Source organism: Paenibacillus sp. FSL R5-0744, from assembly GCF_037972555.1.
Taxonomy (GTDB): Bacteria; Bacillota; Bacilli; order Paenibacillales; family Paenibacillaceae; genus Paenibacillus_AQ.
In genome coordinates, this window is record NZ_CP150228.1 from 1,280,356 (window position 1) to 1,294,666 (window position 14,311).

Consider the following 14,311-nt stretch of genomic DNA (forward strand, 5'->3'; position numbering starts at 1 on the left):
AGTAAATTTTGCGGGAAAGGATAGTTTGAGTGATGCCAGAGCGCGTGGTGCTTGGTCCATAACGGCGGTCAAACCACTTGAACCTGATGCAGCTCAAAAGGCTGGGTTAAATTCGTTAAAATAAATCGAACGATATCTCTTTGATTTACCAATATATAGTGTAAGACCGAAGGAGGGATTGAGACGGATGAAACATCCAAATGAATATTCTCAGCTCATTGCGCTTACGCTAGCCGGCAGTCGTGAAGCGTATGGTGAGCTATATGAAGCAACGATCCGGGATGTGTATCAGACCGTTCATTTCCTCGTTCGCGAAACCTCCGATGTGGATGATATCGTTCAGGAGATTTACATTCAGGTGCACCGTTCTCTTGAACAATTTGACGTAAACCGCCCCTTTAAGCCTTGGCTGATGGGAGTGGTCATGCGGCAAATTCATGCCTATCGAAGAAAGAGATGGACACATCTCCGAATGGTAAAAAAAGTAGGACAAACAGATCTAATGCTGGAGCATGATTTCACGAGTGATGTTGTGGAAAGGTTATCTAACCGCCGCCTGCTAGCAAGTGTAGGTCGTCTTCCATTTAAGCTGAAGCAGGTGATTATTCTGCATTATTTAAACGAATATTCACAGGAAGAAAGTGCTGCGATACTGGGTATTCCGCTCGGAACCGTGAAATCCCGTATTCACGCTGCACTGCAGAAGCTTCGTCAGAAGCCAGACAATCATACTCTTTTTAAGGGAAAGGTGGAGGACCTGCATGAATTTAAATGAAGAGTTACGGACAGTTCTGCAGGAAGAGGCGAGAAATATAAGTGCCCCACCGGAACTGAAGGAGCAAATATTAAATAGGGCCGTAGCCAAACAAGGGGGAAGACGTATGAAGAAATGGCTCGTGGCAAGTATTATGGCGGCTGCACTATTAATTCCTACTGGAGCTTATGCCGGATATCATTATTTGGCAGACAACATGTATGGATCCCCAGCAACTGCTGCTACGATAGGAGTAACCCAGCAACAATATGACAGGCTTGAAGCCAAACTGCAAAACGCGAAGCAAAGCTTTGACGAAGAGGAATTCACAAAGCTGATGTCCTTACTAGAGGAATTGGGAGCTTATAATCTACAAATGGCCGATGCTGAAGGCGTCTTTCACCTAGAACAGTTAGGTGCGAAGGACCAGAAGGCATATAAAGAGTTACAGGCTAAGCTTGAACCTTATTTCGAACAAATAAATGAAGCGAAAACATCAAAGAAATCAGTGCAATCCGTAGATCGTGATGCTTTCTGGAATGGATTGCTTGAAAAAGCTGAACAGAGGCTTACTAAAAAAGAGTTTGATGAGATCGAACGATTAATCGTAGATTTACAAAGCTATGATGCTAAGGTATTTGATGCAGATGGGAGTGTTCATATGGATCGGCTTTCGAAAGAAGAGATTCAAAACCAAGAGAAGTTAATTGAAACGCTAGATCCTTATATTAAAAAGCTGGATATGATGATTAAACCTAGCTCCTAGTTGAATTTAAATGCATGTATTGAATAACTATTGATAGTAATATCATAAGAAAAACCATCAGAAAAGGTCTATTACACCTTGTATTCTGGTGGTTTTTATCTTTTACTAATCTAAAGTCTATACATTGATCACCGAATAATTGCATAATAAAAAGGAATAGAAAAAAAGTATTTGACCACTGGAATAATTAGACATATATTTATTAAAATGCTATTTGCTTATCTATGAATTATGTTGGCGGAAGGTGGCTTTGATCATGAAGCAGATGACCATTCGTGCAGAACTGGCAGACTATCTCAAGAAGCAGGGGATAACGATCAATCAGTTCGCAGAGGTGTCTAAGGTAAATTCAGGCACGATCAGTAATATCATCAATGGGAATCGCCCGATAGCCATGCAACAATTAGATCGGATTACAGAAGGTATGGGATTAGAAGAAGGCTGCTACTATGATTTGTATGTGGATGAGTGTTTTGTTCACTCCAATCCGAATTGGAGACGTCTTCGGCCATTTCTATATCGCTGTGCAGAGCTGGATAAGCTGGAATGTATTGCACGGGTAGTTGGGATCATGATGGATAGCTTATCTTATACGCCTTCGTTATTTGATACTGCAGAAGATTTTTTTACGCTAGGGAAGCACAAAGCAGCAGCGATGTTATATCAGAGTGTGGCTGAGAGTGAGAAGTATCAACATTCAGAGCGGCTGGCCCTTTGCCAATACAGGCTATTCACGATCGCTTTGGGTGAAGATCGGGATGCTAATTTGCGAGCAGCTGTGCAATTTGAAGGATTTGTTAACCGGCTTGATGAGGTGGACCAGCTTGATGCGCTGAAAGATTTGGCGAATACATATAGTGCTTTACGACATTGGGACAAGGTAATGGCAATGGCTAAGGAAATGGGGAATAAAGCAACAATTCAATATCATGCTAAATACGACCGTGCCAGAAAAAGCAGGCTTCAAAAGGAACCAGAAATACCACTATTCTCATATATTCAATACTCTTACATGTTACGTTCAGTAGTTTATAGAGAGCTAGGAAATTATGATAGGGCTTTACATTATGTTAACATGTATATGGATATGAACTGGATTCGGGAAGACACGGAAGAAGCTTTGCAGCTTATGAATCAATGCATGGAGTGGGCACGGGCTAATATTAACTTGCTGCGAATTTTAAAAGGGGATATAACGGTGCTGCCGGAATATGTGGCATACCTTGAACAAAGGGAGGAAGAGATCCTCTCAGGTCTGTTCAAAATCCTTCAAGCAGCTAATTATTACCGATTTAACGTGGATGATATTCTTCTGCAGTTTGAGGGAAAAATATCAGATTGCAAAGACCGTCATCAGCTAGAGTTTAGATCCTATAATCAACAAATCTTTGAAGATAGATATACCAACTTGATGGCTGAGATAGCGTTTTATTATATAAGAAGAAATAAATATGAGATTAGTATAAAGTATATAATGGAAAGTTTAGAATATTCAGTAAAAATCAATAGCGAATCATGTATTATAAAATGTGTTGGAATGTTCGAAGAGCTTCGTCATACGGTATCTTTAGAAACGCAAAAAGAATACCGAAACCTAATTAGTAAGGTGCAGCGAATCAACGAAAAGAAAAATGGCTTTGTTGTTAGCAGTGCATAGTAACGTAATTATTACCTTCCTTCTAGTATTTATTAGAATCATTTCTTTATAGTACTGCACTTATTTGTAAAATATAGAATTTGACATATACCTCTAGTATATTAATTTGAGGAGGTAGTGTAATGAATAATCCAGAAATTATCCAAAAGAGAATAGAGGGTGCTAGAGCCAAACTTTATTTAATGGAAAGGGAATACGGTGGATTGTTACATCCAAATGTGATCAGACAGTCGATGAGGTTGGATGAATTAATCAATCAGTACAATAAAGCAATACATAGTGATAATGAGAGTTGAAACAAGAAACTGATCGTATAATTTTCTCTCTATTCAAAAGATAAGACCTACATAATGTTATTACATTTCTGTATAAAACATAAAGCCAGCGCTATGCGTGGGCTTTTTTTGTTTGTATGTTCCTAAAAAATAAATCTAACTCCCAGCTTGTCATGCCCGTCTGCATATTGCGGCCAAGTCCCTCATAGACATGTACTAATCAATGCATTCAAAACAGGTTAAGGGGATGATGTCATGCGCCGGACAATATGGGTACTCGCGATCATTATGAGCGTGGCCCTGGTGATGACGGGGTGCGGGAAGAAGGATGCCGCTTCCGTGGTCAAGGATTTGAACAATGTGGCCGACAAGTTGGAGAGTAAGCAGGGAACGTACCAAGCTTCAGGCATTATGACCCTATTCACCGGCGAGCAGCCGCAGGAGTATAAGGTAGAGGTATGGTACAAGAACCCTTCTTATTACCGGATCAGCTTGGCGAATGTACAGAAGGATATTACGCAGATCGTGCTTCGTAATGATGAGGGAGTGTTCGTACTTACACCAAGTATGAATAAGAGCTTCCGTTTCCAGAGTGATTGGCCGGACAATCAAGGTCAGGTTTATTTGTATCAGACACTAGTTCGGGGCATCGTCTCAGATAACAATCGTCAATTTGTGGAAGATGGAGATAACTATGTGTTTGAGGTAGCTGCGAATTATCAGAGCAATGCCCTTGTGCGGCAGAAGATTTGGCTGGATAAAAAGACTTATGAGCCTAAACAGGTTCAAGTCTCTGATTCTGAAGCCAAGGTAGTTGTAGACGTGAAGTTTGACACCTTTAAATTCGATACAGATTTCACTAAGGATTCCTTTGATATGCAAAAGAATATGACTACAGGTGCTGCTTCAGAAAGTACAGTAGCTCAGGTTGACGAAAATGGAAATCCGGTTGTAGTTCCTGAGGGTCAGGAGCAAGAGGGGCAACCTGTCGCTGCTGAGCTGGGTGACTTTGGTATTATCGAACCGGGGTACGTTCCGGCAGGTGTCGAGTTGAAGGACTCCCATAAAATGGAGGGGAACAAGGATCATGCTGTTCTCATCCGGTATGATGGGGTTTATCAATACACCATTATGGAAGCCCGTCCATTGGACCGTGCAGTAGCATTGGCTCCTGGAACGCTGATAGATCTTGGTTTTACCGCAGGACTTCTGAGTGGTGATGAGCAGCAGACTTTGACTTGGATGTCTGAGGGTATAGAATATCGAATTACAAGTGCTAATCTTCCTGTTAACGAAATGATGCAAATTGCCGCTTCTATGGAGGCACAATCGGGTAAATAATATAAAGTAGGCGGATACTGCGTTTTGTGGGATTCTTTCCTCTACAACGTAGTATCCGCCTTTCTATATTTGCCAGCGCTCCAGCCGCTTTGAACTGAAGCGAAAAGATAACTGAGCTCACATTGACAGCCACCTTCCGTAGCATTACCATGAGTACTAAGACAATGATCATTACAGCTATGACGTTTTACTACAACGTAAGAAGGTGACTTTGAAGTGCAAGCAAGCTATCGACCGACAGTAGCCGAAATTAATCTGGATGAATTGCGTTCCAATTACGAAGCCTTTCGCCGCTACTTGCCGGCAGAGACAAAGTTTATGGGATGCGTCAAAGGAAATGCGTACGGCCATGGAGCAGTGGAAGTGACACGGGAACTGGAAAGACTCGGAGCAGATTATGTTAGTGTGGCTTTTTTGGATGAAGCATTGGAGCTGCGTCAGGCGGGAATACTGATTCCTATACTGGTGCTTGGCTACACTTCTCCAGAAGGAATAGCCGTTGCCTGGGAGAACCATGTAACTGTAACACTGTTCACACCGGAAGTATTAGAGGCTGTTAGACAGCTTCCTATAGATCCGGAACATCGGCTGAAGGTGCATATCAAGATTGATAGCGGGATGGGGCGACTGGGTCTTTTACCAGATGACGCACCCGCATTTATCTCTGAAGTGCAGTCTGTTGCGCAGGCGGAGCTGGAGGGTATGTTTACCCATTTTGCCAAGGCAGACGAACTAGACAAAAGCTATACACTGGAACAGCATCGACGGTTCATGAGCGTGGCGGAAACGCTGCGGGAGCAGAACATTCAGATCCCGATCATACATACGGGCAATAGCGCTACGGCCATTGATTCACCTTATTTATCCAGCAACATGGTGCGGGTAGGCATCAGCTTGTACGGATTTTATCCCTCAACTGAGGTAAACCGTCAGCTGGTAGAACTACATCCGGTAATGACGCTGAAGACGCAGGTTGTATATGTGAAGAGCCTGCCTTCTCATTGGGGCGTCAGCTACGGCACTCGGTACTTCACAGACAGCGAGGAGATTATCGCAACGTTACCTGTGGGGTACGCAGATGGATATTCCCGCATGCTAACTGGCAAAGCGGAGGTGTTAATACGTGGACGCCGCGTTCCTGTCGTCGGAACAATCTGCATGGATCAGTGTATGGTATCACTCAAATCTTTCGCTGAAGAAGCGGAACAAATTAAAGCAGGCGAAGAAGTTGTACTCATCGGCCGTCAAGCTGACGTGATGGTCACGGCAGACGAGTTGGCTCTCCATCTTGGAACGATTCACTACGAGGTAATTTGCATGCTGGCTCATCGGGTGCCGCGCGTTTATATCCGTGAAGGCACACTTCCTAAATTAGTAAATGCTCTGTTACAATCTTAAAGTTCTTGACAGTGATGTTATTCAAGGGAGAAAATAGAAGGAATTGTATCGTTTTAGGAGATATGACTAAAAGCCTATACGAACCGCCATTTCTAGTTTATAATGGGATGCAGCATACTTGATATACTGGCGGCATATATTCCTTGTATAAAATTCCTTGTATATTGCAACACTGGAACACAAGGGCAGAAGGTTTGTGGGGGTGGAAGAGAAGGTGGCCAATTTGCAGAACACCAAAAGAATCATGATCAGCTTGCCCGATCATCTCTTGCAGGAAGTGGACGGAATTGTTCAATTGGAGAATTCCAACCGGAGTGAATTGATTAGGCAGGCCATGAAGCTGTATTTGAGCGAACGGAGGAAACGTTCTATCCGGGAGTCCATGCAGCGCGGCTACATGGAAATGGCTAAGATCAACTTGACCATGGCATGCGAGGCGTTCCTCGCGGAGGAAGATGCAGACAGCACTCTTGGCCGCTTAGTAAGCGGGGTGTAGACATTGATCGTTAAACGTGGCGATGTTTTTTTTGCTGATCTTTCGCCGGTTGTAGGTTCTGAGCAAGGCGGAGTAAGGCCAGTACTGGTAATCCAGAATGATATTGGCAATCGCTTTAGCCCGACGGTAATTGTGGCCGCAATCACGGCCCAAATCCAGAAGGCTAAATTACCTACGCATGTGGAAATTGACGCAGCAGCTCATGGCTTTGACAGAGATTCTGTTATACTGCTGGAGCAGGTTAGGACGATTGACAAACAACGCTTAACTGACAAGATCACCCACCTTGATGATGAGACTATGAAGAAGGTGGATGATTCGCTGCAAATCAGCCTCGGACTGATTGATTTTTAATCACCCAGGGTTATAGATAATCCATGAGATAGGCGCTCGGGTACGAATCCGGGCGTCTTTTGATGTGCATTTTTACGAACTCATGGTAAAAAAGGATTAGGGGTTCACTTTTACAAAATGATCTGATAGTATTAGACCGTACGGTCGGTTTAGGAGGTGCTTAGAATCAGAGGACGTTCAGACGGAGAAGAAACAAAGAAACGAATTGTACTTAAAGCCACACAGCTGTTTGTTCAGAAGGGGTATGCAGCTGTAACAATGAATGAAGTTTGCGTAGCCTCGAATGTTAGTAAGGGCAGCTTATATCATCATTTTCCGAGCAAGGATGAACTTTTTCTATTTGTGGTAGAAGAGGATACCGCGCAGTGGTTACAGGCGTGGGAAGATAAGAAGAATGAAATTGTTGGTGTTCAGGAGCGTTTATATGCTTTAGCCGAGCACTATGCAAATGATTTTCAGAATCCGTTGATTCGGGCACTTGAGGAATTCTCTAGAAGCAGAGTTCATCCGGAAGATATCACTAAGCGGCTTGCTCATTTATATGAGGCTGCCTCGCATGCGTGTCGTGATCTTCTGAAGGAAGGCATGGACACGGGGTGTTTTATTAAGGGTGATTTAGAGGATTATGTGATTATTGTAAATGGTATGCTCGAAGGGATCGGAAGAGCTGCTGAATGTTCTATTCCTGAAAAGACTCCGGATGATATAAAAAAATATTACCGGGAATCAGTACGATTGTTATTACAAGGGATATATACGGGGTAAGATATAATGGGGCTTGAAAGGAGCTTTACATTCAGGAATCAAGAAGGCTGAAGCTTCTTAAAGGCACCGGATTAGAAGGATTATTTTTTTGCTATAATTTAGACCGGATGGTCGGTCTCTACAGGGAAACTATTTGAAGACTTGGCTTTAGAAACTACGGAGGTTAACACAATGTCATTACTACTTAGAAACAGGGGCGCTATGCTACTTGTTATGCTTAATATTTTTCTTGCTTTTACAGGGATCGGACTTGTAGTCCCTATCATGCCTACTTACATGAATGAACTTGGGATCACAGGAAGTACCGTTGGGCTGTTAGTGGCTTCATTCTCCCTTGCCCAATTATTAGTATCGCCATTCGCGGGCAGGTTATCCGACAGAATTGGCCGAAAAAAAGTGATCGTTGCGGGTCTGATCGTGTTTGCTTTTTCAGAGCTGCTCTTTGGTCTGGCGAATGTGTCCTGGCTCCTGTTCGTTTCAAGACTGCTCGGTGGTGTAGGCGCTGCGTTAATTATGCCAGCAGTTATGGCTTATGTAGCGGACACGACCTCTTTTGAAGAGAGAGCGAAAGGCATGGGGCTTATTAACGCAGCCATTACTACCGGATTTATTATCGGTCCAGGGATTGGCGGTTATCTTGCTGAGCTTGGCATGCGGGTACCCTTTTTCTGTGCGGCTGGTGCGGCTGGGATCGCAGCTCTAATCACAGTTTTGATCTTGCCTGAGTCTCTGTCTGTAGAGAAACGGATGGAAGCGAAGCTATCTAAAAATAATCAGGAGAGCTTCTTCACGCAATTGATGCGTTCTTATCGTGAACCTTACTTTTTTGGGTTAATTATTGTATTTGTTATGGCTTTTGGATTGGCTAACTATGAAACGGTATTCGGATTGTTCGTGGACCATAAATTTGGCTTTACCCCTAAAGATATTGCTTTTGTGATTACCTTTGGCTCGATCGCCGGTGCTGTGGTGCAGGTATCCGCGTTTGGCTGGATTCTGAATAAATTCGGCGAGAATAAGGTAATCTCCACTTGCCTTATAACTGCTGCAATGTTTATTCTGTTGACGCTGTTTGTAAGTGGCTTCTGGGCGATTTGTGCGATTACCTTTGTCGTATTCTTGGCTATGGATATTCTTCGACCAGCGGTAGGCACCCAGTTATCCAAGATGGCGGGGGAAACGCAGCAAGGCTTCGTAGCAGGAATGAACTCTGCTTATACGAGTCTTGGAAATATCGCAGGGCCTATCGTTGCAGGGTATCTTTTTGATCTAAGTATTAACTTTCCATATGTGGCAGCGGCGTTTGTTCTAGCATTATGTTTTATGTTGTCACTTAGTTCTGGAAAAAGGGGAATGGGACAACGTGCGTAAACCACCCAATCTACCTCCTCTCTAGGCTGGACTTTGGAACAGAGCCGATCTGTGATACTATTTTAGTTATGAGAACAAGAATTGTATAAGCAGATTGTGTACGGGAAGAGGGATACTAATGACGGTAGATAACAGCAATACGGGAGTCATTACGGAAGAGGCGGCCGCACAGCGGGAGCAGGAATTGATTACTGTAGCGATTGCCAAGGAATTGAACATTAGCCTGAAGCAGGTGCGTACAACGGTTGGACTGCTGGATGAGGGGAATACGATTCCGTTCATCGCCAGATACCGGAAAGAAATGACGGGTGAGCTGGACGAGAATGCGCTGCGTGATATTGAAGAGCGCCTGGCTTATCTTCGCAATTTGGGCGAACGTAAGAAAGACGTTATCCGCAATATTGAAGAGCAGGGCAAGCTGACCAAAGAACTTCATGAACAAATCTCCAATGCGGTCAAGCTGCAGGAAGTGGAGGACTTATATCGTCCTTTCCGTCAGAAGCGTAAGACTCGTGCTAGTGTTGCAAAGGAAAAAGGCTTAGAGCCGCTTGCAAACTGGATGATGGAGCAGCAAAGACAAGGTGACCCACAAACCGAGGCTGTGAAATATATAGATGCTGAAAAAGGAGTGGAGACCGCAGATCAAGCGCTTCAAGGCGCACTGGATATCATCGCCGAGAACATTGCAGATGATCCTGCGATCCGCTCTTGGGTTCGGCAATATACGGCAAGTCAGGGGATCCTTGTGTCTGAAGCTAAGGATGCAGAGCAGGAATCCGTATACGAGAACTACTATAGCTATCGTGAGCCTGTACACAAAATGCCACCTCACCGTATACTCGCTATTAACCGCGGTGAACGTGAGAATATATTAAAGGTAGGCATTGAGGTTATCACTGACAAAATTCATGCCTACATTGCGCGGAAGATTATTAAAGGGCCATCCCCAGTGAAGGAACTGCTAGAAGCAGTAACTGAGGATGCCTATAAGCGTCTGATTGCTCCTTCTGTGGAGCGTGAGGTTCGTGGGGAGATGACCGAACGGGGTGAGAACCAAGCGATTTCGATCTTCTCTGGTAATCTACGTAGCCTACTGCTGCAGCCGCCAGTTAAGGGGCGCTGTGTGCTGGGTGTTGACCCTGCATACCGTACGGGCTGTAAGCTAGCCGTCGTAGACGATACTGGTAAGCTGCTTGAAGTAGCCGTGACCTATCCAACACCACCGAACAACAAGAAGGTTGAAGCTGCTGCTAAGTTTAAAGAACTAATCGCTAAATATGGAATACAGCTTATTGTTATCGGAAATGGTACAGGCTCTCGTGAGACCGAGCAATTTACTGCAGAAGTGATTGCTGAAATTGGTAATCCAGAGCTGGCCTACCTGATCGTTAATGAAGCAGGAGCGAGTGTCTATTCTGCTTCTAAGCTAGCGCAGGAGGAGTTCCCGGATCTGGATGTCGCAGAGCGCAGCGCGGCTTCTATCGCCCGCCGTGTGCAGGACCCGCTGGCGGAGCTGGTGAAGATCGATCCGAAAGCTATCGGTGTGGGACAGTATCAGCATGACGTCTCCCAGAAGCATCTGGAGGAGAGTCTTAAGGCCGTCGTGGAATCGGCGGTTAACCATGTGGGTGTTGATGTGAATACGGCATCTCCAGCCTTGCTCTCTTACGTAGCTGGCGTTAATGGAACGATTGCTAAGAATATCGTTAAATTCCGTGAAGAGAACGGTAAGTTCACGACTCGGAAGCAGCTACAAAAGGTGCCTCGTCTGGGTGCGAAGTCCTATGAGCAATGTATCGGCTTCCTGCGGATTCCTGGAGGGGATAACACCTTGGACCGCACGCCTATTCACCCCGAGTCATATCCGGTGGTGGATCGCTTGTTCCGCGAGCTAAGCCTCGATGTAAACAAGCTGGGCAGCAAAGAAGTGGCTTCACAGCTGGAGGCACAAAATGCCGAGGAGCTGGCTGTGAAGCTGGATGTCGGCGTGCCAACGCTTCGCGACATCCTGGAGAGCTTGCAGCGTCCGGGCCGCGATCCGCGCGAGGAGCTGCCGTTGCCGATCTTCCGCACCGACGTGCTGAAGATCGAGGATCTGGTTCCCGGCATGGAAATGCAGGGAACCGTCCGCAACGTGATCGATTTCGGCGCATTCGTCGATATCGGGATCAAGAACGATGGGCTGGTGCATATATCCCAGCTCAGCGGCAGCTTTGTGAAGCACCCGATGGATGTTGTCTCCGTAGGAGATAATGTCACCGTCTGGGTGATGGGTGTTGACCTGAAGAAGGGCCGGGTCAGCCTGACCATGCGTCCGCCGCGTGTTGAGGCAGGAAGTCTTAGCTAAAGTGAACTAAGTGAACAAATAAAGCCATCTACTTCGTGAGGAGTAGATGGCTTTTTCTTTTGACTGAATGGTATTGAAACAAACAGTTGTATCTATGAAGATCTCGTTAAATTGTCTAACTTAATAGCTAACTCATTTAGATTGCTGATGCTAATCACAGTTTCAGAAACATGTTGTTGCTGGACCTCAGCGCTAGCGAGGACTTGTTCAATAGCTGCGGTATTCTCTTCGGTAATTGCAGCCACTGAATTAACTTCGCCGAGTACAAGGGTGGATGCATGCCGGATATGATCGCTCCTATCCTTCAGGTCTTCGGCTTGTTCAAGCACCTGATGTGTATTATTTCGAATGCCCTCGAATAATCGAGCGATATCATCAGTGGAATTTTTTCCTGATTCTACAACTAGCAACCCGTTTGAAACCATATCGCCAACCTGGGCAATATTATTTTGAATGCTTCTGAGAATCCGGGCAATGTCCGCCGATGCATTGTGGGAGCTCTGTGCCAATTTTCGGATTTCATTGGATACGACTGCGAAACCTTTGCCGTGTTCCCCCGCATGAGCGGCTTCAATGGAAGCATTTAGCGACAAAAGATTCGTCTGCTCAGCAATTCCTACGATGCTGGAAACAATCGATTCAATCTTCTGATTTTCTTCATTCATTTGTGTCATCAAGCCAGCAGTACTCGTTACGATATCCGTAACTTCAGACATAGTTCCAGTTAAGCGAATGATTTCATCTTGCCCCTCTTGCGTAATTTGATCCGTTTCACGGCTTCTATTGCTCATGGAGACGGAGGCAGCATTTGCCTGCATAGCTGATTCGTTTAACTGCTGCATAGCATTTGAGATATCGCTAACACTCTGTGCTTGTGATTCTACTCCACTAGCTATCTCTTGGAAGGCGGTTACGACTTCTTTGGAAATTCGATCTGTTGTCAGTACGTTGTTATGCATTAGATTACTAGATTGACTCAGAACTCCTACGGATTCAGTAACACCTGTAAGGATAGTCTCCATTTCCGCTCTGGCACGTTCAGCTTCGTTGCTGCTCTTAGACATATTTTTGAACATTTTCGCACCAATCTGACTCTGATAGATCAGAACCAGTATCATCATGATGAGAAAAACGTTAACACTTAAGGCATCAACGGATTCGAAAGCGGGTTTGGTCATTAGAAAATAGTTGAGTAAGATACAAGCTATCACACCATTAAGGAGCAATGGGCGATAGTTGTGATAGAGGGATACGATGCCTAGACCCCAGTATAGAATTAACGTACTAATGATATTTGCCCCTGCATCGATGTAGAAGTATGTAATGATATTAAAGCCAATAGCTGTTATGTACATAATATAGGGTGTAGCCACACGTTTCCAAATTAGTACCGTACACAATAATCCAAGGGGTACCGCTGCTGATATAATCGCCATGATTGTTTGTGGAAATCTGTAAAGCGAAATTGAACCGAACAACAAACAGCCCCAAAACAAGTAAATAATTAATTTGTTTCTCTTGTGTAACTCGGACATCTGATTCAAGGGCATATTCACACTCCATAATGTATTAGTACTTCTGATTTTTTAGTTTAAGAGATTCCTGAAATGCTGTCTATGATGTTAAGTTCGGGGATGTTCGGAAAAATGATGTTTGGGAGAGTAATTAGGGAAAAACTCCCTGAAAAAAGCTGATATTTGCATAAAATCAATGGAATTAGGGAATTCCTCCCTGAAAATTAGGCAAATATCTACATTTACCAACGAATCACCTGAATTATAGGGAGGTTTTCCCTAATTAGTAGTCTGATGCGTATAAATCTCTGATATATAGGGAGAAATTCCCTAATTATCATCAACGCATCAGGTAAGTGTCAATGATTCTAAAAAACACAAAAATCCCCTAGGTAAAATGGAGTTACCACCACCATTTCAAATCCAAGGAGAGGCCTTTTTGTGTTTTTAGATGGATGAAGAAAGTCTTTATTCCGCAATTATCAAGCTCGTGCGTTTGGTTTTAAACTTCTGCTGGAAGCTTCGATCTATATTACGGTCGGTAATAATGTACCCAATTTTATCGAGTGAGGCGATGCCGATGGTCACATCTTTCCCGAATTTAGTATGGTCAGCAGCAACATAAACTTCTTTGGAGAGATCGATAATTTTTTTGCGCGTTTGCGCTTCCTCCAGGTTATAGTCGGAGATGCCTTTTTCAAGGGTAATGCCGCTTGCGCAAATAAAAGCCTTAAGGATATTTAATTCACTGAAATTAAATAGATAATCATATGCAATGACAGACTGCTCATTTAGTCGGACCTTTCCGCCAATGATAATAAGCTCAACCGCACTGTTCATCAGCTCGTTTACCACAGGAATTGAGTTCGTAATGACCGTGAGATTCTTTTTATTCTTGATATATTTGGCGATCTGATAGGTGGTAGAGCCGCTGTCCAGATAGATGCAATCCCCATCGTTGATATATTCGCTGCACTTTTGGGCGATCATTTTCTTTTCCTCTAAGTGACCGACCATCCGCGCATCCATTGGAGATTCAGCAAACTCCGATTCCACCAGTTTAATTCCACCATAAATCTTCTTGATCTTCCCTTGCTTGTCCAGCAGGTTGATATCTCTGCGAAGGGTATCGATAGAAATATTAAGCTCTTCTGCTAGCTCCGGCAGCTTCTGAACCTTTTTGAACATTAAGATTTCTATGATTTTCTTTTGTCTTTCCAGTGGAAACATGTAATCACCCATTCAAAGTTTATATCGCTTTCGATAGTTGAAG

At 44.1% G+C, this 14,311-nt stretch carries 13 protein-coding genes; 11 read left to right on the top strand and 2 right to left on the bottom strand.

Annotated elements, in window-relative coordinates:
• Positions 1 to 187: 187 nt before the first annotated feature.
• The 11 genes from MKY19_RS05615 to MKY19_RS05665 all read left to right on the top strand — a co-directional run bounded on the left by MKY19_RS05615 (position 188) and on the right by MKY19_RS05665 (position 11,524).
• Positions 188 to 775, top strand: a complete 588-nt coding sequence (locus MKY19_RS05615; protein ID WP_339801078.1) for a sigma-70 family RNA polymerase sigma factor — start codon at positions 188 to 190, stop codon at positions 773 to 775.
• A complete protein-coding gene (locus tag MKY19_RS05620) occupies positions 762 to 1,520 on the top strand; it encodes a DUF3600 domain-containing protein (RefSeq protein ID WP_339269211.1) in 759 nt (252 codons plus the stop codon). Before MKY19_RS05615 ends, MKY19_RS05620 begins: the two co-directional genes overlap by 14 nt.
• A gap of 256 nt (positions 1,521 to 1,776) precedes the next feature.
• The gene (locus MKY19_RS05625; protein ID WP_339801082.1) at positions 1,777 to 3,177 is read left to right on the top strand and encodes a helix-turn-helix transcriptional regulator; all 1,401 of its coding nucleotides are present in this window, start codon (positions 1,777 to 1,779) and stop codon (positions 3,175 to 3,177) included.
• A gap of 122 nt (positions 3,178 to 3,299) precedes the next feature.
• On the top strand, positions 3,300 to 3,473 hold the full coding sequence (locus MKY19_RS05630; protein ID WP_076284026.1) for an aspartyl-phosphate phosphatase Spo0E family protein: 174 nt from the start codon (positions 3,300 to 3,302) through the stop codon (positions 3,471 to 3,473).
• A gap of 234 nt (positions 3,474 to 3,707) precedes the next feature.
• The gene (locus tag MKY19_RS05635) at positions 3,708 to 4,793 is read left to right on the top strand and encodes an outer membrane lipoprotein carrier protein LolA (RefSeq protein ID WP_094872533.1); all 1,086 of its coding nucleotides are present in this window, start codon (positions 3,708 to 3,710) and stop codon (positions 4,791 to 4,793) included.
• 216 nt (positions 4,794 to 5,009) lie between these two features.
• Positions 5,010 to 6,191: an alanine racemase gene (gene alr, locus MKY19_RS05640; protein ID WP_339801086.1), complete on the top strand. Its 1,182-nt coding sequence runs from the start codon at positions 5,010 to 5,012 to the stop codon at positions 6,189 to 6,191.
• A 214-nt stretch (positions 6,192 to 6,405) separates the two neighbouring features.
• The gene (locus MKY19_RS05645; RefSeq protein WP_025698676.1) at positions 6,406 to 6,687 is read left to right on the top strand and encodes a CopG family ribbon-helix-helix protein; all 282 of its coding nucleotides are present in this window, start codon (positions 6,406 to 6,408) and stop codon (positions 6,685 to 6,687) included.
• Positions 6,688 to 6,690: 3 nt separating this feature from the next.
• Positions 6,691 to 7,041 (top strand): type II toxin-antitoxin system PemK/MazF family toxin, encoded by a 351-nt coding sequence (locus MKY19_RS05650; protein ID WP_042124727.1) that lies wholly within the window; start codon positions 6,691 to 6,693, stop codon positions 7,039 to 7,041.
• A 156-nt stretch (positions 7,042 to 7,197) separates the two neighbouring features.
• Positions 7,198 to 7,806: a TetR/AcrR family transcriptional regulator gene (locus MKY19_RS05655; RefSeq protein WP_339801089.1), complete on the top strand. Its 609-nt coding sequence runs from the start codon at positions 7,198 to 7,200 to the stop codon at positions 7,804 to 7,806.
• Between the two features lie 171 nt (positions 7,807 to 7,977).
• Positions 7,978 to 9,177: an MFS transporter gene (locus tag MKY19_RS05660; protein ID WP_076284029.1), complete on the top strand. Its 1,200-nt coding sequence runs from the start codon at positions 7,978 to 7,980 to the stop codon at positions 9,175 to 9,177.
• A gap of 118 nt (positions 9,178 to 9,295) precedes the next feature.
• Positions 9,296 to 11,524, top strand: a complete 2,229-nt coding sequence (locus MKY19_RS05665; RefSeq protein WP_339269220.1) for a Tex family protein — start codon at positions 9,296 to 9,298, stop codon at positions 11,522 to 11,524.
• A gap of 92 nt (positions 11,525 to 11,616) precedes the next feature.
• Here MKY19_RS05665 and MKY19_RS05670 read toward each other — a convergent pair whose 3' ends face one another.
• Both MKY19_RS05670 and MKY19_RS05675 read right to left on the bottom strand, forming a co-directional pair.
• Positions 11,617 to 12,960, bottom strand: coding sequence for a methyl-accepting chemotaxis protein (locus MKY19_RS05670; protein ID WP_339801092.1), 1,344 nt, complete (start codon positions 12,958 to 12,960; stop codon positions 11,617 to 11,619).
• Between the two features lie 546 nt (positions 12,961 to 13,506).
• Entirely contained in the window at positions 13,507 to 14,280 is a 774-nt protein-coding gene (locus MKY19_RS05675; RefSeq protein WP_339801095.1) for a DeoR/GlpR family DNA-binding transcription regulator, read from the bottom strand.
• Positions 14,281 to 14,311 lie beyond the last annotated feature (31 nt).

Bases quoted from the DNA above. Each gene is read 5' to 3' on its own strand.
- MKY19_RS05615 (WP_339801078.1), top strand. From the start codon at position 188: ATGAAACATCCAAATGAATATTCTCAGCTCATTGCGCTTACGCTAGCC.
- MKY19_RS05620 (WP_339269211.1), top strand. From the start codon at position 762: ATGAATTTAAATGAAGAGTTACGGACAGTTCTGCAGGAAGAGGCGAGA.
- MKY19_RS05625 (WP_339801082.1), top strand. From the start codon at position 1,777: ATGAAGCAGATGACCATTCGTGCAGAACTGGCAGACTATCTCAAGAAG.
- MKY19_RS05630 (WP_076284026.1), top strand. From the start codon at position 3,300: ATGAATAATCCAGAAATTATCCAAAAGAGAATAGAGGGTGCTAGAGCC.
- MKY19_RS05635 (WP_094872533.1), top strand. From the start codon at position 3,708: ATGCGCCGGACAATATGGGTACTCGCGATCATTATGAGCGTGGCCCTG.
- MKY19_RS05660 (WP_076284029.1), top strand. From the start codon at position 7,978: ATGTCATTACTACTTAGAAACAGGGGCGCTATGCTACTTGTTATGCTT.
- MKY19_RS05665 (WP_339269220.1), top strand. From the start codon at position 9,296: ATGACGGTAGATAACAGCAATACGGGAGTCATTACGGAAGAGGCGGCC.
- MKY19_RS05670 (WP_339801092.1), bottom strand. From the start codon at position 12,960: ATGGCGATTATATCAGCAGCGGTACCCCTTGGATTATTGTGTACGGTA.
- MKY19_RS05675 (WP_339801095.1), bottom strand. From the start codon at position 14,280: ATGGGTGATTACATGTTTCCACTGGAAAGACAAAAGAAAATCATAGAA.